Origin of the sequence: Methylobacterium ajmalii (assembly GCF_036448855.1) — a bacterium.
In the GTDB taxonomy this organism is placed as follows: Bacteria; Pseudomonadota; Alphaproteobacteria; order Rhizobiales; family Beijerinckiaceae; genus Methylobacterium; species Methylobacterium ajmalii.
The window spans coordinates 1-25,004 of the sequence record NZ_JAZFXT010000022.1; the positions used below are offsets into that span (position 1 = coordinate 1).

Below are 25,004 nucleotides of genomic sequence, written 5' to 3' on the forward strand. Positions count from 1 at the left end.
CCGATCACCGCCTCGGCTTGCTGTGGCAGCGACATTGCGGCGGGAGTTTTGTGAGGTGCACTGAACCGCCTCTTCTCCCGCCCGCGGGGGAGAGGAGAGACCCTGCGCTCCTCTCGTCCCGACCGTCGCTCCGGCAAGCCCCGAGCGGCACGAGGATACGATCATGCCGGTGACCACCGTCGAATCCCCGCCCGGTCCCTCCGCCGACGCCCTCCGCGTCGCGCGTCACCTGCGGCGTCTCGAGGCGCTGGAGGCCCGGCATCGCCTGCGCCGGCGCACCGTTCGGGCGGTGCGGGGCGGGCTCGGCGGGGGCGGCGCCTTCCTGGTGCTGGTGAAGGCCAAGCTCGTCGGCTCGCTCGCCGGCAAGCTCGTCGTCGCGGCCCTCGTCGGGATCGGCTTGGCCTGGCCGCTCGCCACCTTCATCGCGGTGACGATCGCTGTGGTGATCGCGGCCCTGTTCGACGGCGGGTCGCTCGATCTCGCCGGCTGCGACTGCCCCGGGCCGAATGCGCGTCGTGCCCGGCTGCGAGCGCTGATCGCGGAACGGCGGACCTGGCTCGCCGCGCCGGATGGCCCCGCGCCCCTCATTCGCTCGAGCCCGAAGCTCAAGCGCACCTGAGGTGGAAAGCCCTACCGGGGCTCCGTCCCGCAGGCGGCTTCCAGGATATCGGCCTCGGTCACCGTCTCCATCGGCTTGGCGATCTTGACGGCCCGGGTCGGCCGGCCCGCGAGCATCAGGAGGATCACCGTCTCGACATCTGGGCAGCCGGGATCGGCGCAGGCGATCTCGTTGACCGAGAGCGCATCCTCCTCGGCGAGCGCCAGGATCCGGCGGGTGCGCTCCGTCAGATCCTTGCGCGACGCGGCCTGCGCGCTCGCCCGGGCGCGCAGGGCCTTGAGGCTATGGAACACGGAGCGTCATGCCATGCCCGGCGTCCAGGCCGGGAACGGATCCGGCAGGGTCCGGTCGGCCGCGACCGGCCCGTCCTCCCCGCCGACGAGGCAGGCGTCGAGGGCCCGGCGGATCGCCGCCTCGTCGAGGCCGGCGCCGATGAAGACGAGTTCCTGGCGCCGGTCGCCCCAGGTGTCGCTCCAGTGCCGCTCCAGTTCGGAGCGCCATTCGGGATGCTCGGGCCAGCGGGCGCGCGGCACCGCGGCCCACCAGCGGCCGAGGGGCGTCACACGGGCGGTCGAGCCGGCGAGCGAGAACTCGCCGACCCAGTCCGGCCGGGTCGCGAGCCAGAAATGGCCCTTGGCCCGGATCAGCCCCGGCCAGGTTTCCTTGGTGAAGACGTCGAACCGGGCCGGGTGGAACGGACGGCGGGCGCGGTAGACGAAGGAGCCGATGCCGTATTCCTCGGTCTCCGGCACGTGCGCGGCGGCGCCGTACAGCTCCTTGTACCAGAGCGGATGGGTCTGGGCCTTCTCCTCGCTGAACAGCCCGGTCTCCAGCACGGTGGCGAGAGGCACCTGCCCGAACGCCGCCTCGACGATGCGGGCGTCGCCGTTGAGGCCTCGCACCACCTTGCGCACGAGGTCGCGCTGCTCGGCGCTCACGTCGTCGGCCTTGTTGATCACGATCACGTCGGCGAACTCGATCTGCTCGACCAGGAGGTCGACCAGGGTGCGGGTGTCCTCCTCGCCCGCCACCTCGCCGCGGTCGCGCAGGAAGTCGTGCGAGCCGTAGTCGCGCAGGAGGTTCACGGCGTCGACCACCGTCACCATCGTGTCGAGGCGGGCGACGTCGCACAACGCCAGGCCGTCCTCGTCGCGGAACGAGAAGGTGCTGGCGACCGGCAGCGGCTCGGCGATGCCGGTCGCCTCGATCAGCAGCGCGTCGAACCGGCCCTCCTCGGCGAGGCGGCGCACCTCCTGCATCAGGTCGTCGCGCAGGGTGCAGCAGATGCAGCCGTTGGTCATCTCGACCAGGCGCTCGTCGGTGCGCGACAGGCCGGCATCGCCGGCCCGCACGAGGTCGGCGTCGATGTTCACCTCGCTCATGTCGTTGACGATGACGGCGATGCGGCGGCCCTCGCGGTTGGCGAGCACATGGTTGAGCAGGGTGGTCTTGCCCGCCCCGAGGAAGCCGGACAGCACCGTGACGGGCAGGCGGGAATCCGGGGCCGGGGCATCGGGCGAGCGGACAGGGGACACGACGTCGGGCATGGGCACCTCCTGTTTCGTAACAATATAACATTGCTATTCCTGTCAAGGCGTCCGGCCCGTGGCACCGCGGCTCATTCCCGCCCGGGAAGGCGCGGCGTAGAGCCGGGCGCCACCGTAAGGACAATCCCGCGCCGCATGCGTCTCCTCCGCCTCGCCCTCCTCGCCCTCGCGGTCGCGCTTCCCGCGGCGTCCCGCGCCGAGATGCCGATGCGCGGGCATGGCGGCCCGGTGCGGGCGCTCGCCGTGACGCCGGACGGGGCGCGGGCGCTCACCGGCAGCTTCGACCAGTCGGCGATCCTGTGGTCGCTCGACGACGGCACGGCCCTGCGCGTCCTGCGCTTCCACGAGGGGGCGGTGAACGCGGTGGCGTGGCTGCCCGACGGCGGGATGCTGACCGGCGCCGAGGACGGCCGCGTCGCCCTGTGGCGCGCCGGGCCCGAGCCGGAGCGGGTCCTGATCCGCCATGCCGGCCCGGTGACGGGGCTCGCGGTGTCGCCGGACGGGCGGCGCGTCGCCTCCTCGGCCTGGGACGGCACCGCCCGGGTGACGCCGCTCGACGGCGGGCCGGTGCTGGTCCGGGAGCATGGCGGCAACGTCAACGCGGTGGCGTTCCTGCCCGACGGCCGCCTCGTCACCGGCGGCTACGACGCGACGGTGCGGATCTGGTCGGAGGCCGGGGAGCCCCGCGTTATCGCGCTGCCCGCGCCGGTCAACGCGCTCGCCGCCGCGCCGGACGGGGCGATCGCGGCGGCCGGCGCCGACGGGGCGGTCCACCTGCTGGCACCCGGGGGCGGGGTCCGGGGAGAGGTCGCGGTCGGGCCCCGCCCGGTGGTGGCGCTGGCGCTCTCGCCCGACGGCAAGCGGCTCGCCGCCGCGACGGTGGGCGGGGCGGTGGCGGTGATCGACCGGGAGGCGGCGCGGGTGCGCCTCACCCTGGTCGGGCCGGGCCTGCCGGTCTGGTCGCTGGCCTTCCGGGGCGACGACGAGCTCGTCACCGGCGGCGGCGACCGGCTGGTGCGGCGCTGGGACCTCGCCACCGGCGAGCCGATCGGGCCGCTCGCCATGCCGCGCCCGGCCGACGGGCTCGCGGCCTTCGCGGGCGACCGCGGCGCGGAGGTCTTTCGCGCCTGCGAGGCCTGCCACACCCTGACGCCGGACGGCGGCAACCGCGCCGGGCCGACGCTCCACGGGGTGTTCGGCCGCCGCATCGCGACGGCGCCGGGCTACACCTACTCGCCGGCCTTCCGGCAGCTCGACATCGTCTGGACCGCCGACACCATCGCGCATCTGTTCGAGATCGGCCCCGCCCGGTTCACCCCCGGCACCAAGATGCCCGAGCAGGTCGTGCAGGACGCCGAGGACCGCGCCGCCCTGGTGCGGTTCCTGGAGAAGGCGACACGCTGAGGCTCAACCCTGCCGCGCCCGGATGTAGTCCTCCGAGGTCCGCGGCCGGTTCTCCTCCGCGGCATGGGGGTCGAAGCCCTCGGTGAGGACGTGCGAGACCCGGCAGGTGTCGCACATCATCAGCGCCTTGATCCGCTGCTCGCCGGCCGGGCCTGCGAACATCCAGTGGCGGTCGCGCAGGCGGCCGACGATCCGCTCGACGGTGCTGCGGGTGCCGAAGTCCTTGCCGCACGCGATGCACGCGAACGGCTCTTCCTCCTTCAGCACCCGGCGGGGCGCCGCCCAGGCGGCAAAGTCGAGCTGCGGCACGAGGCCGATCACGTCCTCGGGGCAGGTCGCCGCGCACAGGCCGCACTGCACGCAGGCGCTCTCGGCGAAGGTCAGGCGCGGGCGGTCGGGATCGTCGGCGAGCGCGCCGGTCGGGCAGGCGCCGACGCAGGCGTGGCAGAGCGTGCAGGACGCGGTGTCGAAGGACAGGCCGCCGAAGGGCGCGCCGGCATCGAGCGCCACCCGGTCGACGGGATGCGGCGCGGCGTGGTGCAGCTCGGAGACTGCGAAGCGCAGGACGCCGCGCACGTCGCCGTCCGGCATGAAGCCCGACGGGACCGGGGCGGGGGTGCCGCGGGGCCCGGTCGCCAGGGCTTCGCCGAGCGCGTCGGGATCGTCGGTCTCGATCAGCGAGACCACGGCGCCGCCGGCCGGCGCGCCGTAGCCGAGGGCCTGCACGATCGTCTCGAGCCGGGCGGCGTTGCGCAGGAGCGGGGCGACGTCGTGCTTGGGCCGGGCGCGAACGAGGAACCGCACCGCGCCGGCGCCGTACGCGAAGGCGGCGGCCACGAGCTCGGGCCCGACCTGCGTCACCTCGTTGAGCGGGAACGGCAGCACGTCCGCCGGCAGCCCGTCGCCGAAGCGCGCGAGGGCATCGATCAGGGGGGCGCCGTGCGCGTCGTCGTGGATCAGCAGCACCGGCGCGGTGCCGCCGGCCTGGCGGAAGGCCGCGAGCAGGGTGCGCAGGCGCCGCATCTGCGCGTCGGCCGGCGGCAGGGCGTAGGCGGCGGCCCCCGTCGGGCAGACCGAGGCGCAGGAGCCGCAGCCGGCGCAGACATGGGGATCGATCGCGACGTGGTCGCCGGCCGGCGCGATGGCGCCGGTCGGGCAGACGTCGAGGCAGCGGGTGCAGCCGGTGATGCGCGAGCGCGAATGGGCGCAGAGGTCGGCGTGGAAGTCGACGAAGCGCGGCTTGTCGAAGGTGCCGACGAGGTGGGACGCCTCGAACAGCACCCGCTCCACGGCGGCCGGGTCGCCGGGGTCGGCCCGGAGGTAGCCGCTGCGCAGCTCGTGCGCCGGGAAGAGCGGCGTGCCGCCGGTGAGGTCGACGACGATGTCGCAGGTCGAGGTCGCCCCGTCCCGGGACGGCCCGAAGGCCAGCGCCCGGCGCGAGGAGGGCAGGGGCAGGGCGGTGTCGTCGACCGTGAGGGTGAAGGCGCCGAGATGGCCCTTGGCGGTGCGCACCGTGCCCTTGACGACCGGGACCTCGCCGCTCGCCGGCACCGCGACCTCGCCGGGCCGCGAGAGCAGCACCGTCACGTCGAGATGGTCGGCGAGACGCCGCCCGGCCTCGATCGCCGCCTCGTCGCGGCCGTAGACCAGGGCGACGCCCTGGCTCTCGAAGCTCACGTTCGCGGGGGCCGGCATCGCCTCCGCGGCGGCGGCCAGCAGGGCGGCCATCTTGGGCCCGGCGGCGGCGCCTTGCGCCGACCACCCGGCCGTCTCGCGGATGTTGACGAAGGCGACGCGGTCCTCGGCGCCCAGTTCCTCGGCCACCTCGCGGAAGAGCGGTGCCTTGAGGGTGCAGGACACGGTGACGGGAATGCCCGAGGCCAGGGCGGCCCGCACCCGCGGGAGCTCGCGGCCGCAGAACTGGTCGCCCGTCTCCAGCCTGCCCCCGCAGCCCTTGCCGATCGCCGCCGCATCGAGGGGCATGCTGCCCTCGCAGGAACAGGCGATCACGATCCGATCCGACACCGCGCACGTCTCCGACCGGGCGCGGTCCCCGGCCTCGCCGGAGGCCGGGGCGCCTCGCGCCCCCTGGGGCGTCATGCCCCTTGTTCAGTGGTCCAGCCCTATATAGGAGCCGTTAAAAAGAACGATCCGACACGTGCGCGCAGGCCGCTCATCTCCCTCATGACCCTCGCGGATTCCTCCGGGCTGCTGCTGCCCCCCGCCTTCCGGGCCGTGCGCCTGCCGCCGGCTGCGCGCGAGACGGCGCACGAGCGGGCCCGCGCCCTCGCGGCCGCCGACGCGGAGGCCGCCGGCACCCTGGTGGTCGGCGCCCGGCCCGATCTCGTCGATGTCGCCGTGGTGCTGGCGCCGGAGGAGCCGCTCGCGGTCGCCCGCCTCGCCGGGCTCGTCGGCCTGACGGCGCTGGCCGAGACGGTCGGCAGCCACGGGCCGCCCGACAAGCCGGTGACGGTCGATGCGGCCGGGGCCCTGTTCTTCGACCGCGCCCGCCTCGGCGGCGGACGGCTCGCCTGGCCGGAATCCTGCGGCGAGGACGCGGTGCCGGACTGGCTGGTGTTCTCCGGCATGCTGATCGCCTCGAAGCGCGAGGCGGGCGATCCCGGCCACACGCCGGATTCGACCTCGCTGGAGGAGGAGGGGTTCGAGACCACGGGTGTCGCCCTCGTCGAGAGCTTCGCCCGCCACCTCCTGCGCGGCCTCGCGCTCTGGGCCGAGGACGGGGCCGCCGGTGCCCGGGCCCGGGCCCGCGGGTTCCTCGGTACGGAGGCGGGCCTTCCCGCCCTCGACGGCGCCGGCTGGTTCGACCCTGCCCGGGGAGGGCCGCGCCTGTGAGCCTCAAGCTTCCCCGGACCCTTCGCCTCGACCCCTCCGACACCCTGGTCTTCCCCGTGGCCGCCCCGCCCGGCGAGTGGGCGGTGAGCGGCAGCTTCCTGTTCCTCGACGACGATCCGGCCCTGCTCGCCGGCAAGGCGCGGGCGGCGTTCCGGGCCGGCTTCGTCGGCATCGACTCGTTCGGTTTCTCGACCCTGGTGGTGGTGAGCGAAGCGAGCGAGGCCGAGCGCGAGGCCGCCACCGAGGCCCTGGCGACGCAGTTCCAGGCCCGCCTCGGCGCGCCGGACCGCGCGAGCGCGCTCGCCGCCGCCCGGGACGAGATCGGCATCGCCGAATCGCTCTGCGGCCCGCCGGTCGGTACGGTGCTGGCGCTGCACCGGACCCTGGAGGACGGCGAGATCCGCGAGCGCTTCCGCGCGTTGCGCCCCCGGGAGGGCGCCGTGCCCGGCACCGACCGGCGCCACGCCTATGCCCGCGCCTTCGACTTCTACGAGACCGACGACGAGCCGGAGGAGCGGGTCGACCTCGCAGGGTTGCTGGCAGGCAAGCCGGACGGCGATCCGCGATGACGGTTTCGTCGCTTCACGCCGCCGGCCGCGATCCCACCCGCGACCTCATCCTGAGGTGCTGCCGCTTGCGGCAGCCTCGAAGGAGGGTTCCAGTGATTCCTGCGCCTTCTGGAGGCCTCCTTCGAGGCTCCCGTTGGTCGCGCCTCAGGATGAGGTCGCGGGTGGGATGCCGGGCCTCATCGTCCATCTTTGGCAACACTATTCTTCATCCGGTTCCGAATCCCCACCATGCCTGAATTCTGGGTCTCGAGCGGCCATCATCTCACCCGGCGCGATGCGGGCGGCGGGCTCGTCGTCACCGACGAGCTGCTGCTAGCCTATCTCGCGCGCCCCGAACTGGTGCCGCCGGACGAGGCCTGCGACGCCGAGCGGGCGCTGTACGCCGCGCTCCTCGCCGATCCCCGCCGCAGGGTGGCACCCGCCGAGGTCGCGGCCCTGGCCGACGCCGATGCCCGCGAGAACTGGGAGATGATCCTCGCCTTTCGCGACCGGCTGCTCGCCGCCCGCTCGGTCGAGGCCGCCTATCTCGACCTCGTGCGCAGGGGCGCGGCCGGCACGCCCCCGCTCTTCCTCAACCAGCTCGTCCACCTGATCCTGCGCAACGCCCTCGACGGCTGCGACGACCCCTACACCCTGCGGGCCGCCGAGCTGTTCTTCCGGCCGCAGCGGGCCTCGGTCAGCAACGGATCGCTGCTGCTCGCCGATGCCGAGCTGATCGACGAGGCCGAGGGGGCGGGGCGGCCATCGCCCCTCGTCGCGATGCTCGGGCGCGAGCCGGTCTCGGAGCTCGACGTTCTGACCGGCGACAACGCCTGGACCTACTGGAGCCGGTCGGACGCCTTCAGCATGGCGCTCAACCTCGGCTCGGATCCCAGGAGCCGCGAGGGACTGGCGCGGGCGATCGAGGCCTTCCTGCGCCACCTGATGGCGGTCGAGGTAACGGTCGCGCCGATCCCCGCGATCGAGGACAGGGACTGGCGCTGGTTCGTCGGCCTCGACGCCGAGGGAACCCGGATCGGCAACGCCCTGTGGCGCGGCGAGGCGGTGGATTCCGCCGCGAGCGAGCGGGTGCTGGCGCTGTTTCGCCTCGCGATCCTCGATCCCGCCCGGGCCGACCCGCGCCTCGAGGGCCGGCCGGTCTACCTCCTGCTCGCCATGACCCCGGACCGGCTGGTGACGATGAAGCCGCAGAACCTGATCGCCGGGCTCCCCCTCGTCGCGACCGGAGAGGCCTGATGGGCACGCAGCTGATCACCGTCGGGGTCGTCGTCGCCAAGCGCAGGCTGAAGGGTCCGTGGGCGAGCCATGCCTGGCTGCCCGTCGCGGTGCTGCCGGGGCTCCCCGGCACCGCGCCATGGACCCGCCTCTCGGCCTCGGAGGAGGAAGAGACGTTCTATGCCGGGGCCTACGAGGTCGAGCTGCACCCGGCCGAGACGGCGCATTACGGCGACAACCTCGCGGCGGCCCAGCCCTCGCTCTGGGTGGCGCTGCGCGAGACCGGCCCGGAGACCTACGCGGTCGCGACCGTCACGGCAGATCCCTACGAGGGCGAATCGCTCGCCGAGGGCATCGGCGAGATCGTCGAGGCGGTGCCGATGCCGCCCGAGATCCAGGCCGAGGTCGGCGCCTTCTACCGGGCGTTCCACGTCGAGCGGGTCTTCCACAAGCGCAAGCGCGATCGGGCCGATCCGGAGGCGCTGGCCCGCCAGGAAGCCGGCGCCCGGCGCCGGCCGGAGGAGCCGTGAGCGACGGCTTCCTCTCCCGCTGGTCGCGGCGCAAGCGCGACGAGGCGCGCCGGCCGGCCGAGGTACCGGAGGTGCCCGCGACCGACGTCGCCGCGGAGCCGGCGGAGGAGGGGGACCTCACCCCCGAGGACCTGGCCGCGCTCCCCTCCCTCGACACCCTTACCGCCGCCACCGACCTCGCGCCGTTCCTGCGCGCCGGGGTGCCGCGGGTGCTGCGCAACGCGGCGCTGCGCCGGATGTGGTCGGTCGATCCCGCAATCCGCGACTTCGTCAGCGAGGCGCGGGAATACGCCTACGACTGGAACACCCCCGGCGGTGTGCCGGGCACCGGCGGCCTGATCCCGGCCGAGGAGGTGCGGGCGATGGTCGAGCGGGTGTTCGGGGATCAGCCCGCGGCCGCCGAACCCGACGATCCGGGCGCGTCCTCCTCCTCTTCCCGCGGGCGGCGCGAGGGCCCCGCCGACCTCGCCGCCGGCGACGCGAGCGGCGAACCACGGGTTCGCGGCGAGGCTGAGGAAGTGTCCCCGGACCAGGCTCTGTCGGAAATACACCCTCACCCCGGCGTCGAACCTGCGGTTCCCCGCGAAGGCGCGCTGCATCCCCCGGACGGGGACCCCGCCCTCACCCCGCCAGAGGTGACAGGCGAGGCTCGCGCGCTTCCCTTCGTCCCCCCGGCCCTGTCCCCGCTCGGTCACGCGACCGCGAATGCCACAGGGAATCGCCGCGGACCCGGTTCGGAGCGCCCCGCCGATCCCGCCGCTCCACCCCGCCTGCGACGCCATGGCGGGGCGAGTCCGATTTGAAGCGTTAGAAAGTAGAATTGCGCGCGACGGTTTCCCGGCTATGGTGCCGGCCCGGACTGCCCGATCCTCCACCAGAAACAGAGGGGAAACGGTATCCGTCGGGAGGTCGAGTTTGCGTGGCGTGAGGTGATGGTGAGCCAGGGGACCGGTCCGGTCGAGGAGATCGACGCGCTGCGCGCGCAGGAATACGACCTCCTGGCGACCCTGCTCGGGCGTGCGCCGGCGCCGGACCTGCTCGCGGCGCTGCACGGCCTGACCGGCGACGGCTCGCCGATCGGCCGCGCGCACGAGGCGCTGGGCCGCGCCGCCCGCGAGGCAGATGCGCGCGAGGTCGGGCGCGACTACTTCGCGCTCTTCGTCGGCGTCGGCCGCGGGCTGATCATGCCCTACGCCTCGTACTACCTCACGGGCTTCCTCAACGAGCGCCCGCTGGCACGGGTGCGCCAGGACCTGGCCGCGCTCGGCCTCGAGCGCGATCCCTCGTCGAGCGAGCCGGAGGACCACGCCGCGACCCTGCTCGAGGTCATGGCGAGCCTCGCCTCGGGCCGCCTGGCGGCGGAGCCGGACACGGATCACCGCTTCTTCGAGCGGCATCTGAAGCCGTGGGTCGGGCGTTTCTTCACCGACGTTGCCGCGCAGGCGACGACGCCGTTCTACCGCGCGGTCGGCGAGCTCGGCGAGGTGTTCACGACGATCGAGACGGAAGCCTTCGCCATGGAGGCATAGGCCGACGGACGAAGACCGGGGCGTCAGCCCCTCACGACATCACGGTGCGCCGGTCGCGGCGGCGCCGGGCGAGACGGTTTCGAAGAGGAGAGCCGCGATGCGGCAGGACGACGACACCCGGAAGGACGACACCCGGCTCGGACGGCGCCAGTTCTTCCGCGCCCTCGGCGGCGGCACCGCCGCGGCTGCGGCCGCGGTCGCCTCCGTGCCGCTGACGCCCACCGAGGCGCAGGCCTACGACCCCGGCAATGCCGAGACCCGGTCGCGCTACCGCGAGACCGATCACGTCAAGGCCTTCTACCGCACCAACGGCTACGAGACGCTCAAGAAGTGAGACCGGCGATGCTGACCAAGCGCAGGAGCGGCGTTGCGGGCCGCGGCAGCCACCAGGCGCTGGCCGCGGGCCTGACCGCCCACACCCTCGACCGCCGCGGCTTCCTGCGGAAATCGGGACTCGCCGCCGGCGGCCTCGCGGCCCTCGGCACGATGCGGCTCGGCGCGGTGCGTCCGGCCCAGGCCGCCGGCTCGTCCGCCGATCCGGCTCAAGTCCTGATCCGCAAGAACATCTGCACCCACTGCTCGGTCGGCTGCACGGTGACGGCCGAGGTCGTCAACGGCGTCTGGGTCGGCCAGGAGCCGTCCTGGGCGAGCCCGATCAACCGGGGCGCCCACTGCGCCAAGGGCGCGGCGATCCGCGAGCTGGTCCACAGCGACCGCCGCCTGCGCTACCCGATGAAGATCGTCAACGGCGAGTGGCAGCGGGTCTCCTGGGACCAGGCGATCACCGAGATCACCGACAAGCTCCAGGCGATCCGCGCCAAGAACGGCGCCGATTCGGTCTACTGGCTCGGCTCGGCCAAGTTCACCAACGAGGCCTCGTACCTCTTCCGCAAGTTCGCGGCCTATTGGGGCACCAACAACGTCGACCATCAGGCCCGCATCTGCCACTCGACCACGGTGGCGGGCGTCGCCAACACCTGGGGCTACGGCGCCCAGACGAATTCCTACAACGACATCCGCAACGCCAAGACGATGATCATCCTCGGCGGCAATCCCGCCGAGGCGCACCCGATCTCCATGCAGCACGTGCTGTCGGGCAAGGAGATCAACCGCGCCAACATGATCGTCATCGACCCGCGCTTCACCCGCACGGCGGCGCACGCGACCGAGTACGTCCGCATCCGCTCCGGCACCGACATCCCGGTGGTGTGGGGCATCCTCTGGCACATCTTCCAGAACGGCTGGGAGGACAAGGCCTTCATCGAGCAGCGCGTCTACGCGATGGACGACGTCCGCAAGGAGGTCGCCAAGTGGACGCCCGACGAGGTCGAGCGGGTGTCGGGCGTGCCCGGCGAGCAGCTGAAGCGCGTCGCCGAGCTCTTCGCCAAGGAGAAGCCCGCGACGCTGATCTGGTGCATGGGCGCGACCCAGCACACGGTCGGTACCGCCAACGTGCGGGCTTTGTGCATCCTGTGCCTGGCCACCGGCAACGTCGGCAAGCCGGGGACGGGGGCCAACATCTTCCGCGGCCACACCAACGTCCAGGGCGCGACCGATCTCGGCCTCGATGTCACGACGCTGCCGCTCTATTACGGCCTCGTCGAGGGCGGCTGGAAGCACTGGGCCCGGGTCTGGGAGGTCGAGTACGACTGGCTGCAGTCGCGCTTCGACGAGGTGCCCGCCAGCGCCGGCCGCAAGGCCCGCTCGCGCAAGGAGAACATGGAGACCCCCGGTCTCACCTCGACCCGGTGGTTCGACGCGGTGAGCCTGCCGCCCGAGCAGGTCGACCAGCGCACGCCGCTCAAGGCCATGATGGTGTTCGGCCACGGCGGCAACACCGTGACCCGGATGCCCGAGGCGGTGAAGGGCATGGCGGAGCTGGAGCTGCTGGTCGTCGCCGACCCGCACCCGACCACCTTCGCGGCGATGGATGCGCGGCGCGACAACACCTACCTCCTGCCGATCTGCACCTCGCTGGAGATGGACGGGTCGCGCACCGCCTCGAACCGCACGCTGCAGTGGGGCGAGCAGGTCGTGAAGCCGGCCTTCGAGTCGAAGAACGACTACGAGGTCATCTACCGGATGGCGGTGAAGCTCGGCTTCGCCGAGTCGCTGTTCAAGAACATCAAGGTCGTGGACGGCATCCCGGTGGCGGAAGACCTCCTGCGGGAGATCAACCGCGGCGGCTGGTCGACCGGCTACAGCGGCCAGAGCCCCGAGCGCCTCAAGGCGCATATGAAGAACCAGCACAAGTTCGACCTCGTGACGCTGCGCGCGCCGAAGGACGACCCTGAGGTCGGCGGCGACTATTACGGCCTGCCCTGGCCGTGCTGGGGCAAGCCGGAGCTGAAGCATCCGGGCACCCACATCCTCTACAACACGTCGCTGCACGTGAAGGAGGGCGGCAGCACCTTCCGGGCGCGGTTCGGCACCGAGCGCAACGGGCAGACGCTGCTGGCCGAGGATTCCTTCACCAAGGATTCCGACCTGACCGACGGCTACCCCGAATTCACCTTCGGGGTGTTCCGCAAGCTCGGCTGGGACAAGGACCTGACCGAGGCCGAGCTCGCCACGATCAAGCGGATCGGCGGGAACAACCCGGACGCGGTCAGCTGGGCCACCGATCTGTCGGGCGGCATCCAGCGGGTCTGCCTCGATCACGGCGTGATCCCGTTCGGCAACGGCAAGGCCCGGGCCAATGCCTGGAACCTGCCCGACCCGGTGCCGGTCCATCGCGAGCCGGTCTACTCGCCCCGGCCCGACCTCGTCGCCAAGTACCCGACGCGGCCCGACGAGCGGCAGTTCCGCATGCCCAATGTCGGCTTCTCGGTGCAGAAGGCGGCGGTCGATCGCGGGATCGCCAAGCAGTTCCCGATCATCCTGTCGTCCGGCCGCCTCGTCGAGTACGAGGGCGGCGGCGAGGAGACCCGGTCGAACCCGTGGCTCGCCGAGCTGCAGCAGGACATGTTCGTCGAGGTCAACACCCAGGACGCCGCCGAGCGCGGCATCAAGGACGGCCAGTTCGTCTGGGTGTACGGCCCGGAAAATTCGTCCAAGGCCAAGGTGAAGGCGCTGGTGACCGATCGCGTCGCCAAGGGCGTCGCCTGGATGCCGTTCCACTTCTCGGGGTGGTTCCAGGGCAAGGACATGCGCGACTTCTACCCGAAGGGCGCCGACCCGGTGGTGCTCGGCGAGAGCGTCAACACCGTCACCACCTACGGCTTCGATCCCGTCACGGGCATGCAGGAGACCAAGGTGACCCTCTGTCAGATCAGCGCGGCGTAAGGGGGGATCCTCATGGCCAGAATGAAGTTCCTCTGCGACGCCGACCGCTGCATCGAGTGCAACGCCTGCGTCACCGCCTGCAAGAACGAGCACGAGGTGCCGTGGGGCATCAACCGTCGCCGGGTCATCACCCTCAACGACGGCAAGCCCGGCGAGCGCTCGGTCTCGATGGCCTGCATGCACTGCACCGACGCGCCCTGCGCGGCGGTGTGCCCGGTGAACTGCTTCTACACCACGGCGGATGCCGTGGTGCTGCACTCCAAGGATCTGTGCATCGGCTGCGGCTACTGCTTCTACGCCTGCCCGTTCGGGGCACCGCAATATCCCCGCGTCGGCAACTTCGGCTCCCGCGGCAAGATGGACAAGTGCACCTACTGCTCGGGCGGGCCCGAGGCCGACCTGTCGGTCGCCGAGTACGAGAAGTACGGCTCGAACCGCCTCGCCGAGGGCAAGCTGCCGCTCTGCGCCGAGATGTGCTCGACCAAGTCGCTGCTCGCCGGTGACGGCGAGATGATCGCCCAGATCTACAAGGAGCGGGTGATCAAGCGCGGCTACGGCTCGGGCGCGTGGGGCTGGAAGACGGCCTACCGCGAAACGATCGCGATCTGAGGGATGTCGATGCGCAGGCTCACCTCCATCGCCCTCCTGACGGCGACCCTGGCGCTGGCGGCCCCCGCCCTCGCCCAGGTCCGCGCGCCGGACGGCGCCCCCAACCCCACCGCCTCCTCGGTCAACGAGGAGATGCTGTTCAAGCAGGACCCGAAGATCCACGGACGGATCTCGATCCCGAACGCCACCGCCGCCAACCTGATCCAGCCGCAGGGGCGGGAATGGCGGGCGTTCCGCGAATCTTGGATGCCGTGGATCGGGGCGCTCGCCGTGCTCGGCATGATCGCCGCGCTCGGCCTGTTCTACTTCACCCGCGGGCGCATCCGGCTCGAGCACAGCGAGGAATCGGGCAAGAAGATCCTTCGCTTCAACGGCTTCGAGCGCTTCTCGCACTGGATGACGGCGTCCTGCTTCATCGTGCTGTCGCTGTCGGGCCTCAACTACATCTTCGGCAAGCGGTTGCTGATGCCGCTGATCGGGCCCGAGGCGTTCGCGACCCTGGCCCAGTACGGCAAGTACGCGCACATCTACCTGGCTTGGCCGTTCATGCTCGGCGTGCTGTTCATGCTGGTGCTGTGGGTGCGCGACAACATCCCCGGCAAGATCGACTGGATCTGGCTCAAGCAGGGCGGCGGCCTGATCGGCGACGCGCATCCGAGCGCCGGCCGCTTCAACGCCGGCCAGAAGATGGTGTTCTGGATGGTGGTCGGCTTCGGGCTGGCCATGAGCGCCACCGGCCTGATGATGATCTTCCCGTTCGCGGTCACGGACATCAACGGGATGCAGGTGATGCAGGTGATCCACTCGCTGATCGGCGTGGTGTTCATCGCCGGCATCCTGGCCCACATCTATATCGGGTCGCTCGGCATGGAGGGCGCCTACGACGCCATGGGCAGCGGCGAGGTCGACCTGGCCTGGGCCAAGGTCCACCACGACCTCTGGGTGAAAGAGCAGCAGGCCAAGACCGCGAGCGGGCCGCAGCTCGGCCGCGGTCAGGTGCCGGCCGAGTGAACGGGCGGGGAGAGCAGCAGCGATGAAAGCCTTTCTGGTCGCCGTGGCGGCGGCCGTGGTCCTGGCCACCGCGGCGAGCTTCCTGCTCGCCGAGAACCAGCGTTTCGCCTACCAGGCCTTCGCCACCTCGGGCGCCCGGGTCTCGGACCCCGGCACCAACCTCGTCGGCCCGCGCTGGACCGGCGACATCAAGGAGCCCGGCCAGGGCGGACACCACAAGGCGGAGGCGGGCTCGTGAAGACAGGCCTGTTCCTCCTCGTTGCCGCCGGCCTCGCCGCGGGCGTGACCGCGGCGCAGGCCGGCGGCCCGCCGGCCAACCTGTGCCAGGAGCTCGTCGCCTTCGTGCACCCGAAGGCGCCGGACGCCCCGGCCCCGGCCCCGGCGCAACCCGCCACCGCCGCCGTCCAGGCACCCGACAAGGGCGCGGCGCAGCTGCCGAGCAACGGCGCCGGCGAGACGCAGCAGAAGTCGGGTCTCAGCGGCCCGGTGGCTCAGACCGGGCCGGGGGCCGCCGGCCCCCAGGGCCAGGCCCAGAGCCAGGCGGCGCCTGCGCCGGCCGCCGCACCGGCACCGAAGGGCCCGAGCCCGGAACTGGTCGCGAAGGTCGATGCGGCGGCGGCGAGCGGCGACATCCAGGCCTGCCGCGCGGCGGCCCGCGCCATGCGGGTCGCCGGCGTGGTGATGCCGGCGCCATTGCTCTCGCTCTCGGCGCTCGACCTGAAATTCTTCGCCGCGCAGTAGCGGCGACCCGGAACATTGTCCGACGACGCGGATGCCGGCTCGTCGGACAATGCCGCAACGTCAAAAACCTGGAGAACTTCACGATCGCAACGCGATCGTGAAGCATTCTAGGCCAGGGCCTCGCCTCGCGAGGCCTGCATCGCCGCCTCGATCTCGGCGCCGGTGAAGCGCGGGGTGATGTGCTGCGGGCAGTTCCAGTCGAAGCCCGCGACCCGCAGCACCGCGACCCGCTCGATCCGGGCCCGGTAGGGCGCGACGCTCACCGCCTCGACCAGATCCGGCCGCTCCCGGGCCTCGTGGAAGGCGAGGTGGCCGATCAGCTTCAGCCGCCGTCGAGCGGCATGGTCGAGAACGAACAAGGCCACCCGGTCGTCGCCCGCGACGTTGCCGAGGGTGAGGTACTGCCGGTTGCCGGAAAATTCCGCCCAGGCGATCGTGTCCGCGTCGAGGACGCGGACGAACCCCGCCGGCCCGCCGCGATGCTGGATGTAGGGCCAGCCGTCCGACGACACGCTCGAGAGGAAGAAACTGTCGCGGGCCGCCAGGAACTCGGCCTCGTTCGGCCCGAGACGGGCGTCGAGGGCGGGGCCGGGCACGTCGTGGCCGGCGAAGGGCGAGCCGAGGCGGCTCTGCGCCGCCCGCACCGCCGGAGTGAACAGGATCTCGAAGAACCGCCGCATGACCGGCCTCCCATCGCACCCGGACGGATCGAATCCTGACCGGTGCCGTCGCCTGAGGTAGTCTCCCCCGCAGCGCGGCGGAACGGCCGCGATCCGGCATTCAGCCTTCCGGAAACTGGAACGATCATGGACCGGATCGAGGCGATGCGGGCCTTCGTGGATCTCGCCCTGCCGCGCTTGAGGGATGCATTCGGGCGGCTGGCGCTGCCGTGACGGGCAGGAGGATGGAGCCGGCCACCGCTTCATCGGTCACCGCAAGGCGGTGCCGATGACCAGGCACCCGGCAGCGACCAGGTAGGGGGCGCTCTGGATGCTGGTCCGCCGTCCGATCAGACCGTGCACGATGATCTGCGGCACGGTGAGGATGCCGGCCACCGCGACGACGGCGACGAGGTCCCAGGTCGAGAACCACGGCACGGTCGCGACGTAGAACTTCCCCATCCCGGCACCGAGACTGCCGATAGCGAACAGTCCGAGTGCCACGACCATGACGACCGTCGTCGTGTTCACCACGGACATGACATGAGCGAAAGCGAAGTCGGCGCGATGTTCGTAGGCGTAGATCGCCAAGCCGACGCAAGCGAAGGTCAGGACGAAGCGCTTCGGGATGATGCCGGCTCTCAAGGTGGTGGCGAAGATCGGCAGCGAGAACAGCGCGAAAGCGAGGATCTTCACGACCGGCGGATTTGCAGCGAGGTCCATTCCGCGGCTCCGATGGACAATCATACGAGATCCGGGGTCGATCCTCCGAGTCTCGTGTCACTCTCCTTCGCCGTTAGATGCCAGCGCTTAACATGCCCTTGCGGCAATTCCGGCAATGCCGTGCCGCCGATCCGGCCGCGCAGGCCGGTCGGCATCGGGCACGGCGGCCGATGCAGGATGTCGGCCGGGCGCTCCCGCCCCGGCCCGCGGTCAGGGGTGACCGGCGAGCCACGCCTTTACCCGCACCAGGTCGGCCTGCGACAGGCCGTGGCCGGCGGGCAGCGCCTCGTGGGTGACGGCCGCACCCGCCTGCCGCAGCATCGCGGCGAGGCCCGCCGCGTTGTCGGCCGGCACGATCGGATCCATCCGTCCCGACAGGATCAGCACGGGCTCACCGTCGAGGCGTCCGGCCGCGGGATTTGCCAGGGGCACCATCGCCCGCAGCAGCACGGCGCCGGCGAGCACGCCCGGATGCAGCAGCATCAGGGCGGCGGCGATGTTGGCGCCGTTGGAGAAGCCGACGGCGAGCGGTGCCGCGAGGCCGTACTCGGCCCGCGCCGCCGCCACGAAGCCGGCGAGGTCGCCGGCCCGGCGCACAACGTCGGCCTCGTCGAACACGCCCTCGGCGAGGCGGCGGAAGAAGCGCGGCGCGCCGCCCTCCAGCACCTGGCCGCGGGGCGAGAGCAGGGCCGCCCCGGGCGACAGCGCCCGGCCGAGGGGCAGAAGGTCGTCCTCGTCGCCGCCGGTGCCGTGCAGGAGCAGGAGCGGCGGGAGCGCCGGGTCGGCGGCGGGCTCGAAGCGGTGCTGGAACGACAGGGCGGCCATCGGGATCCTCCGGATGCGGCGCTCAGGCGCCGAAGAGCTTCGCGACCCGCTGGGTCTCGCGGGCAAGCAGCGCGGCGTCGCCCGCCACCGCCACGAAGCCGAACCCGGCCTCGAACTCGGCCTTCGCCCCGGCCTCGTCGAAGTTGAGGATGCCGGCCGCCTTGCCGGCGCCGCGGATCCGCGGCAGGGCGGCGGCGATCGCCGCCCGCACCGGTGCCGCCTCGGGCCTCCCGAGATGGCCCATGCTGGCGGCGAGGTCGTTGGGGCCGATGAACACCCCGTCGACGCCCTCGACCGCGGCGATCTCGCCGGCCGCCTCCAGCGCCTGCGCGGTCTCGACCTGCACCACGACGCAGACCTCGCCGGCCGAGCGGGCGTGGTAGTCCGGCCGCAACCCGTAGCCGGTCGCGCGCGAGGCGCCGGCAAAGCCCCGGATGCCGTGCGGCGGGTAGCGCGTCGCCGCAACCGCCCGGCGCGCCTCCTCGGCATTCTGCACAAAGGGGAACATCAGCGAGCGGGCGCCCTGGTCGAGCAGGCGCTTGACCATCACGGGCTCGTTCCATGGCACCCGCACCACCGGCTCGGCGGTGCCGCCCTCGGCGGCGCGCAGGTGGTCGACGACCTGGATCAGGTCGTTGGGCGAGTGCTCCATGTCGATCAGCATCCAGGCGAAGCCGGCGCCGGCGGCGAGCTCGGTGATGCCGGCCGAGCCGGTGGTCATCCACAGGCCGGCGAGCCGACGGTCCTCGGCGAGGCCGCGCTTGAACGGGTTGTCGAAGGATTTCATGGCGTGGCCTCCCGGCTTTTGTTGTCGGTCTCGTCGAATGTCGGTCTTCGTCCGTCCCGAACCGCGCCCCCGGACGAGGTCGCGAACGGGACGGACGCCATCATCCGCCCGAAGTCACCCCGCCTTCGCCAGGTGCTTGAACATGTGGCCGCGCGCCTCGGCGTCGAACTCGGCCTTGAAGGTGAAGCGGTCCTTGAGGGCGACGGCCTTGGCGGCGGCGGGGCGGGCCGCGATCGCGTCGACGTGGCGCTTCACGTTGGGGAGATCGGCATAGGCGTCCTCGCCCATCACGAAGGGCAGCATCCGGGCCCAGCCCCACACCGCCATGTCGACGATGCCGTAGGCCTCGCCCACCATCCACTCGTGCTCGGCGAGGTGCCGGTCGAGGACGCCGTAGTGGCGCTTCGCCTCGTACTGGTAGCGGTCGTTGGCGTAGGGCACCTTTTCCGGCGCGAAATTGCGGAAATGCACCGCCTGGCCGGAGAACGGGCCGATGCCGGTCGCCACGAACATCAGCCAGGACAGGAGCGCGGCGCGCTCGGAGGACGGGGGCAGGAAGCGGCCGGTCTTCTCGGCGAGGTAGAGCAGGATCGCGTTTGAATCGAACACCACCTGGCCGTCGTCGACCAGCACCGGCACCTTGCCGTTCGGGTTGAGCTTCAGGAAGTCGGGGGCGAACTGCTCGCCCTTGCGGGTGTCGACCGCCACCGCCTCGTAGGGAAGCCCGGCTTCCTCGAGGAACAGCGCGACCTTGGTCGGGTTGGGCGAACCGTTGAAGTAGAACGTGATCATCCGGGGCTCCATCGCGGTCGGTCGCCCTCACACTCCCCAATTGCCGGCGCGGATCAACCGTTGCGCACTGAAACGCAGCGTTGCCGTGCGGGGCCTGGACTCCGGACGCCGATCCGCCATGGTGCAGGATCGTCCCACCGGGAAGCTCGCGCCCTGTTCCTGACCCCCGACGAGTGGAGCGCGCTCCGGCTCAGCCTGCTGGTGGCGAGCGTGGCGACGCTGGCGAGCCTGCTGCCGGGCCTCGCGGTCGCCTACCTGCTCGCCCGGCGCGAGTTCCGCGGCCGGGCGCTCCTCGACGGGCTGGTCCACCTGCCCCTGATCCTGCCGCCGGTGGTGACCGGCTACCTGCTGCTCCTCGCCTTCGGTCGCCGGGGCTGGTTCGGGCCGGCGCTCGCCGAGATCGGCATCGTGTTCTCGTTCCGCTGGACCGGGGCGGCGCTCGCCTGCGCGGTGATGGGCTTTCCCCTGATGGTGCGGGCGATGCGCCTGTCCTTCGAGGCGGTGGACACGAAGCTCGAACAGGCCGCCGGCACGCTGGGGGCCGCGCCCGCCGCGATCTTCCTCGTCGTGACGCTGCCGCTTGCGCTGCCGGGCATCCTCGCCGGGGCGGTTTTGGCCTTCGCCAAGGCGATGGGGGAGTTCGGCGCCACCATCACCTTCGTGTCGAACATCCCGGGCGAGACCCAGACCCTGCCGGCGGCGATCTACACCCTGACCCAGGTGCCGGGCGGCGAGGCGGGGGCGCTGCGCCTCGCCCTGGTCTCGGTCGCCCTGTCGATGGCGGCGCTCGTCGCCTCGGAGTGGCTCGCCCGGCGGGCCAAGGCCCGGCTCGGGGCATGACCGGATCTCCGGCATGATCGAGGTCTCGGTCCGGCACCGGCGCGGCGCCTTCGCGCTCGAGGCGGAGTTCGCGGCGGCGGGCCAAGTGACCGCCCTGTTCGGCCGCTCGGGCTCGGGCAAGTCGACCCTCGTCGACGTGATCGCCGGGCTGGTGCGGCCGGATCTCGGGCGCATCGTGGTCGACGGTGTCGTCCTCCTCGACACCGCAGCGCGGATCTTCGTGCCGGTGCACCGGCGCCGGATCGGCTACGTGTTCCAGGAGGCGCGGCTGATGCCGCATCTCAGCGTGCGCCAGAACCTGCTGTTCGGGCGCTTCTTCGCCCGCCACCGCTCCGGCGGGCCGAGCCTCGACGCGGTGGCGGACCTTCTCGGCATCGCGCGTCTCCTGGAGCGCAGGCCCGCCGGGCTGTCGGGCGGCGAGCGCCAGCGGGTCGCGATCGGCCGGGCGCTGCTCGCCCGCCCGCGGCTGCTGCTGATGGACGAGCCGCTCTCGGCCCTCGACGCGGCGCGCAAGGCCGAGATCCTGCCCTACGTCGCGCGGCTGCGCGACGAGGCCCGGGTGCCGATCGTCTATGTCAGCCACGCGGTGGCCGAGGTGGCGCGTCTCGCCGATACCGTGGTGGTGCTGGATGAGGGGCGCGTCGCGGCCTGCGGCCCCGCCGCCGAGGTCTTGCGCCGGGCCGCCCTCTTTCCGGGCCGCGAGACGGCCGAGACCGGCGCCCTCCTGTCCCTGCGCGTCGCCGCCCACGACGACGCCTTCGGGCTGACCCACCTCGACGGTGCGCCGGGTCGGCTCACCGTGCCGCGCGTTCCCCTGCCGACCGGTTCCAGCCTCCGGGTCCGGGTGCGGGCCCGCGACGTGCTGGTGGCCCGCGAGGCGCCGCGCGGATTGAGCGCCCGCAACGTCCTGCCCGGCACGGTCGTCGCGGTCACGCCGGGGGAGGGCGCCCATGCCCGGGTCGAGATCGCCTGCGGCGGCGCGGCGCTGGTCGCCGAGGTCACCCGGCTCGCCGCCCACGAACTGGCTCTCGCGCCGGGGCTGCCGGTACTGGCGATCGTGAAGAGCGTCGCCTTCGACGAGGAGACGATCGGGGTGCTGGAGATCTGAAACGGAACGGCCCGGGACGCGGATCGCGTCCCGGGCCGTCGATGTCGTCGCCGCACGTCATAGCATTTTCCGACGAGATCGATGCCGGCTCGTCGAAGAAAATGCGGCGAAATCAAAAATCTAGAGAGCTTCGCGATCGTGAAGCTCTCTAGAGGGTCGCGCCCGTCAGTGCCCGTGGGCTGAGGCCGGCTCGCGGGCCGGCTCAGCCGCGTGGACGGCGCCGGGTGCCGCCTCCAGGTTCTCCTCGCGCACGCGTTTCCTCTGGAAGAACCGCATCGCGACGACGAAGAAGACCGGGACCAGGATCACCGCCAGCACGGTGGCGGAGATCATTCCGCCCATCACGCCGGTGCCGATCGCCTGCTGGCTCTTCGAGGCCGCGCCGGTCGCGATGGCGAGCGGCACGACGCCGAAGATGAAGGCGAGCGAGGTCATCACGATCGGGCGGAAGCGCAGGCGCGAGGCCTCGACCGTGGCCGGGACCAGCTTGGTGCCCGGCTTCCAGAGTTCGCGCGCGAACTCGATGATCAGGATCGCGTTCTTGGCCGACAGGCCGATGATCGTGATGAGCCCGATCTTGAAGTACACGTCGTTCGGCATGTCCCGGATGAGCACGCCGGCGACCGAGCCGATCACGCCGAGCGGGATGACCAGCATCACCGCGAGCGGGATCGACCAGCTCTCGTAGAGTGCCGCGAGGCACAGGAACACGATCAGCACCGAGAGGGCTAGCAGCAGCGTCGCCTGCGATCCCGCCTGCTTCTCCTGCAGCGACTGCCCGGTCCAGGTATAGCCGAACCCCTTCGGCAACTCGGTCATCAGCCGCTCCATCTCGGCGATCGCCTCGCCCGAGGTGAAGCCCGCCGCCGGCTCGCCGGTGAAGCGGACCGACTGGTAGCCGTTGAAGCCGATGATCTGGGACGGGCCGACGCTCCACTTGAGGTCGGCGAAGGACGACATCGGCACCATCGTGCCGAGGTGATTCTTGACGCCGTAGTTCAGGAGGTCGGTGGCGTTGAGGCGCTGGGCGTCGTCGGCCTGGACGATCACCCGCTGCATCTTGCCCCGGTTGGGGAAGTCGTTGGTGTAGACCGAGCCGAGATTGACCTGGATCGTGTCGTTGATGTCGGAGAAGTTGACGCCGAGCGCCGCCGCCTTCTCGCGGTCGATCACCAATTCCGCCTGCGGCGCAGGCGGCAGGCCCTCGACGTAGACGTTCTTGAGGATTGGGCTCTTGCGGGCGAGCGCCAGCAGCTGCTCCTGGGCCGCCATCAGGGCGGCGTAGCCCTTCTGGGCCCGGTCCTGGAGGCGGAAGCTGAAGCCCGAGGCGTTGCCGAGGTTGTCGATCGGCGGCGGCTCGAGCGCCTGGATCACCGCGTCGCGGTAGCTCGCCATCGCCTTGTTGGTGCCGACGACGAGCGCCGCCGCCGACTGGTCCTTGCCGCGCTCCGACCAGGGCTTCAGCGTCACGAAGGCCTGCGAGGTCATCTGGCCCTGGCCGGAGAACGAGAAGCCGTTGACGATCGTCACGGTCGCCACGCCCGGCTGGGCGAGCAGGTGCTCCTCGGTCTTCTTCACCGCGGCGAGCGTGCGGTTGAACGAGGAGCCCGGCGGGGTCTGGATGTCGACGGTGAAGAAGCCCTGGTCCTCGACCGGCAGGAAGCCCTCGGGCAGGCGCACGAAGGCGTAGGCCACGCCCGCGACCAGGATCAGGTAGACCACCATCATCCGGCCGGACTTCCTCACCGCCCAGGCGACGCCGCGGCCGTAGCGCGCGGTCTCGCGGTCGACGATGCGGTTGAACCAGCCGAAGAAGCCCCGCTTGGCGTGGTGGTGGCCGGGCTCGACGGGCTTCAGGAGCGTGGCGCAGAGCGCCGGGGTCAGCGACAGCGCCAGGAAGGCCGAGAAGGCGATCGAGGTCACCATCGCGATCGAGAACTGGCGGTAGATGATGCCGACCGAGCCGGGGAAGAACGCCATCGGGATGAACACCGCGACGAGCACCAGCGTGATGCCGATGATCGCGCCGGTGATCTGGGTCATCGCCTTGCGGGTCGCCTCCTTGGGAGACAGCCCTTCCTCGGACATGATCCGCTCGACGTTCTCGACGACCACGATGGCGTCGTCGACCAGGATGCCGATCGCCAGCACCATGCCGAACATGGTGAGCACGTTGATCGAGAACCCGGCGAGCAACATGATCGTGCAGGTGCCGAGCAAGGCGATCGGCACCACGATCGTCGGGATCAGGGTGTAGCGGATGTTCTGCAGGAACAGGAACATCACGATGAACACCAGCACCACCGCCTCGACGAGGGTGTGGAGCACCTTCTCGATCGAGGCCTCGACGGCCGGGGTGATGTCGTAGGGGATGTCCCACTTCACCGTGTCGGGGAAGAACTGGGACAGCTCGACCATCTTGGCGCGGATCGCCTTGGCGGTGTCGAGCGCGTTGCCGTCGGGGGCGAGCGTCACCGAGATGCCGGCGGCCGGGCCGCCGTTGAGGCGGGTGGTGAACTTGTAGTCCTCGCCGCCGAGCTCGATCCGGGCGACGTCGCGCAGGCGCACGGTCGAGCCGTCGGGATTGGCCCGCAGCACCACCGCGCCGAACTCCTCGGGGGCCCGCATCTGGCCCTTGACGGTGATCGGGTAGTTGACCGCGTTGGTCTCCGGGCTCGGCTGGGCGCCGACGGCGCCCGACGCGATCTGGACGTTCTGGCGGGTGATCGCCTGGGTCACGTCGGCGGCGTTGAGCGACAGGCCGCGCAGCTTGTCGGGGTCGATCCAGACCCGCAACGAGCGCTCGGTCGAGTACAGGGTGGCGCGCCCGACACCCGGGATGCGGCGGATCTCGTTGATGACGTTGCGGATGAGGAAGTCGCCGAGCGCGACCTCGTCCATCGACCCGTCCTTGGAGACGAGGGTGATGATGTTGAGGGTCGCGGCCGAGGCCTCCTCGACCAGGATGCCCTGCTGGCGCACCTCCGCGGGAAGGCGCGCCTCGACGCGCTTGAGGCGGTTCTGCACCTCGACGCCGGCATAGCCCGGATCGGTGCCCGGCTCGAAGTTCGCCGTGATCTCGACGACGCCGAACGAATCGCTCGCCGATTCGAAGCTCTGGATGTTGGCCGCCCCGTTCAGCTCATCCTCGATGAGCCGGGTCGTGCCGGTATAGAGGTCCTCCACCGAAGCGCCCGGGAAGGCGGTGGAGAGGGCGATCGAGGGCGGCGCGATGATCGGGTACTGCGCCACCGGCAGCATCGGGATCGTGAGCACGCCGCCCAGGCAGATGAACAGCGCGACGACCCAGGCGAAGATCGGCCGGTCGATGAAGAAGCTCGCCAAGGTGGTGTCCTCC

25 protein-coding genes are annotated in these 25,004 nt (G+C 71.6%); 16 read left to right on the forward strand and 9 right to left on the reverse strand.

Going from position 1 to position 25,004, the window contains the following annotated elements; translation table 11 throughout:
• The first annotated feature begins 163 nt into the window (after window positions 1-163).
• Window positions 164-619: a hypothetical protein gene (locus V3T34_RS08755; protein ID WP_305079100.1), complete on the forward strand. Its 456-nt coding sequence runs from the start codon at window positions 164-166 to the stop codon at window positions 617-619.
• A gap of 11 nt (window positions 620-630) precedes the next feature.
• On the opposite strand, the gene V3T34_RS08760 is transcribed toward V3T34_RS08755, so the two are convergent.
• Together V3T34_RS08760 and zigA are read right to left on the reverse strand one after the other, a co-directional pair.
• Entirely contained in the window at window positions 631-912 is a 282-nt protein-coding gene (locus V3T34_RS08760) for a hypothetical protein (RefSeq protein WP_305079101.1), read from the reverse strand.
• 6 nt (window positions 913-918) lie between these two features.
• The gene (zigA, locus tag V3T34_RS08765) at window positions 919-2,166 is read right to left on the reverse strand and encodes a zinc metallochaperone GTPase ZigA (protein WP_305079102.1); all 1,248 of its coding nucleotides are present in this window, start codon (window positions 2,164-2,166) and stop codon (window positions 919-921) included.
• Between the two features lie 135 nt (window positions 2,167-2,301).
• Between zigA and V3T34_RS08770 the strand changes: the two genes are divergently transcribed.
• Window positions 2,302-3,570 carry a c-type cytochrome gene (locus V3T34_RS08770; RefSeq protein WP_331369147.1) on the forward strand — a complete coding sequence of 423 codons (1,269 nt, stop codon included), beginning with the start codon at window positions 2,302-2,304 and terminating at the stop codon, window positions 3,568-3,570.
• 3 nt (window positions 3,571-3,573) lie between these two features.
• On the opposite strand, the gene V3T34_RS08775 is transcribed toward V3T34_RS08770, so the two are convergent.
• On the reverse strand, window positions 3,574-5,553 hold the full coding sequence (locus V3T34_RS08775; protein ID WP_305079121.1) for a 4Fe-4S binding protein: 1,980 nt from the start codon (window positions 5,551-5,553) through the stop codon (window positions 3,574-3,576).
• A 201-nt stretch (window positions 5,554-5,754) separates the two neighbouring features.
• Here V3T34_RS08775 and V3T34_RS08780 point away from each other — a divergent pair, with 201 nt between their 5' ends.
• The 12 genes from V3T34_RS08780 to V3T34_RS08835 all read left to right on the forward strand — a co-directional run bounded on the left by V3T34_RS08780 (window position 5,755) and on the right by V3T34_RS08835 (window position 15,912).
• Window positions 5,755-6,423, forward strand: coding sequence for a biotin/lipoate--protein ligase family protein (locus V3T34_RS08780; protein ID WP_305079104.1), 669 nt, complete (start codon window positions 5,755-5,757; stop codon window positions 6,421-6,423).
• Window positions 6,420-6,992: a DUF6505 family protein gene (locus V3T34_RS08785; protein WP_305079105.1), complete on the forward strand. Its 573-nt coding sequence runs from the start codon at window positions 6,420-6,422 to the stop codon at window positions 6,990-6,992. Before V3T34_RS08780 ends, V3T34_RS08785 begins: the two co-directional genes overlap by 4 nt.
• Before the next feature lie 228 nt (window positions 6,993-7,220).
• Complete coding sequence (locus V3T34_RS08790) at window positions 7,221-8,228, forward strand: DUF6352 family protein (RefSeq protein ID WP_305079106.1); 1,008 nt, start codon at window positions 7,221-7,223, stop codon at window positions 8,226-8,228.
• Complete coding sequence (locus V3T34_RS08795; protein ID WP_060846313.1) at window positions 8,228-8,737, forward strand: DUF3305 domain-containing protein; 510 nt, start codon at window positions 8,228-8,230, stop codon at window positions 8,735-8,737. Before V3T34_RS08790 ends, V3T34_RS08795 begins: the two co-directional genes overlap by 1 nt.
• Entirely contained in the window at window positions 8,734-9,540 is an 807-nt protein-coding gene (locus V3T34_RS08800) for a DUF3306 domain-containing protein (protein ID WP_305079107.1), read from the forward strand. The genes V3T34_RS08795 and V3T34_RS08800 overlap by 4 nt, the downstream gene beginning before the upstream one ends.
• 129 nt (window positions 9,541-9,669) lie before the next feature.
• Window positions 9,670-10,266: a TorD/DmsD family molecular chaperone gene (locus V3T34_RS08805; protein ID WP_305079108.1), complete on the forward strand. Its 597-nt coding sequence runs from the start codon at window positions 9,670-9,672 to the stop codon at window positions 10,264-10,266.
• A 97-nt stretch (window positions 10,267-10,363) separates the two neighbouring features.
• Entirely contained in the window at window positions 10,364-10,600 is a 237-nt protein-coding gene (locus V3T34_RS08810; protein WP_048426164.1) for a formate dehydrogenase, read from the forward strand.
• An 8-nt stretch (window positions 10,601-10,608) separates the two neighbouring features.
• Complete coding sequence (locus V3T34_RS08815) at window positions 10,609-13,551, forward strand: formate dehydrogenase subunit alpha (protein ID WP_305079109.1); 2,943 nt, start codon at window positions 10,609-10,611, stop codon at window positions 13,549-13,551.
• 12 nt (window positions 13,552-13,563) lie between these two features.
• Window positions 13,564-14,160, forward strand: coding sequence for a formate dehydrogenase FDH3 subunit beta (fdh3B, locus tag V3T34_RS08820; protein WP_048448809.1), 597 nt, complete (start codon window positions 13,564-13,566; stop codon window positions 14,158-14,160).
• A 9-nt stretch (window positions 14,161-14,169) separates the two neighbouring features.
• Window positions 14,170-15,171, forward strand: coding sequence for a formate dehydrogenase subunit gamma (locus tag V3T34_RS08825; protein WP_305079122.1), 1,002 nt, complete (start codon window positions 14,170-14,172; stop codon window positions 15,169-15,171).
• A 22-nt stretch (window positions 15,172-15,193) separates the two neighbouring features.
• Window positions 15,194-15,409 (forward strand): hypothetical protein, encoded by a 216-nt coding sequence (locus tag V3T34_RS08830; protein ID WP_060846309.1) that lies wholly within the window; start codon window positions 15,194-15,196, stop codon window positions 15,407-15,409.
• Complete coding sequence (locus tag V3T34_RS08835) at window positions 15,406-15,912, forward strand: hypothetical protein (RefSeq protein WP_305079110.1); 507 nt, start codon at window positions 15,406-15,408, stop codon at window positions 15,910-15,912. Before V3T34_RS08830 ends, V3T34_RS08835 begins: the two co-directional genes overlap by 4 nt.
• A gap of 107 nt (window positions 15,913-16,019) precedes the next feature.
• On the opposite strand, the gene V3T34_RS08840 is transcribed toward V3T34_RS08835, so the two are convergent.
• The 5 genes from V3T34_RS08840 to V3T34_RS08860 all read right to left on the reverse strand — a co-directional run bounded on the left by V3T34_RS08840 (window position 16,020) and on the right by V3T34_RS08860 (window position 19,698).
• On the reverse strand, window positions 16,020-16,592 hold the full coding sequence (locus V3T34_RS08840) for a pyridoxamine 5'-phosphate oxidase family protein (RefSeq protein WP_305079111.1): 573 nt from the start codon (window positions 16,590-16,592) through the stop codon (window positions 16,020-16,022).
• A 249-nt stretch (window positions 16,593-16,841) separates the two neighbouring features.
• Window positions 16,842-17,294: a hypothetical protein gene (locus V3T34_RS08845; protein WP_305079112.1), complete on the reverse strand. Its 453-nt coding sequence runs from the start codon at window positions 17,292-17,294 to the stop codon at window positions 16,842-16,844.
• Between the two features lie 210 nt (window positions 17,295-17,504).
• Window positions 17,505-18,119: an alpha/beta hydrolase gene (locus tag V3T34_RS08850; protein WP_305079113.1), complete on the reverse strand. Its 615-nt coding sequence runs from the start codon at window positions 18,117-18,119 to the stop codon at window positions 17,505-17,507.
• A gap of 22 nt (window positions 18,120-18,141) precedes the next feature.
• On the reverse strand, window positions 18,142-18,906 hold the full coding sequence (locus V3T34_RS08855) for an HpcH/HpaI aldolase family protein (protein WP_060846304.1): 765 nt from the start codon (window positions 18,904-18,906) through the stop codon (window positions 18,142-18,144).
• 114 nt (window positions 18,907-19,020) lie between these two features.
• Window positions 19,021-19,698 (reverse strand): glutathione S-transferase family protein, encoded by a 678-nt coding sequence (locus tag V3T34_RS08860; protein ID WP_305079114.1) that lies wholly within the window; start codon window positions 19,696-19,698, stop codon window positions 19,021-19,023.
• A gap of 153 nt (window positions 19,699-19,851) precedes the next feature.
• Between V3T34_RS08860 and modB the strand changes: the two genes are divergently transcribed.
• Both modB and modC read left to right on the forward strand, forming a co-directional pair.
• Complete coding sequence (modB, locus tag V3T34_RS08865; RefSeq protein ID WP_305079123.1) at window positions 19,852-20,538, forward strand: molybdate ABC transporter permease subunit; 687 nt, start codon at window positions 19,852-19,854, stop codon at window positions 20,536-20,538.
• Between the two features lie 13 nt (window positions 20,539-20,551).
• Complete coding sequence (modC, locus tag V3T34_RS08870) at window positions 20,552-21,646, forward strand: molybdenum ABC transporter ATP-binding protein (protein WP_305079115.1); 1,095 nt, start codon at window positions 20,552-20,554, stop codon at window positions 21,644-21,646.
• Between the two features lie 165 nt (window positions 21,647-21,811).
• Here modC and V3T34_RS08875 read toward each other — a convergent pair whose 3' ends face one another.
• Window positions 21,812-24,991 (reverse strand): efflux RND transporter permease subunit, encoded by a 3,180-nt coding sequence (locus V3T34_RS08875; protein ID WP_060846301.1) that lies wholly within the window; start codon window positions 24,989-24,991, stop codon window positions 21,812-21,814.
• Window positions 24,992-25,004 lie beyond the last annotated feature (13 nt).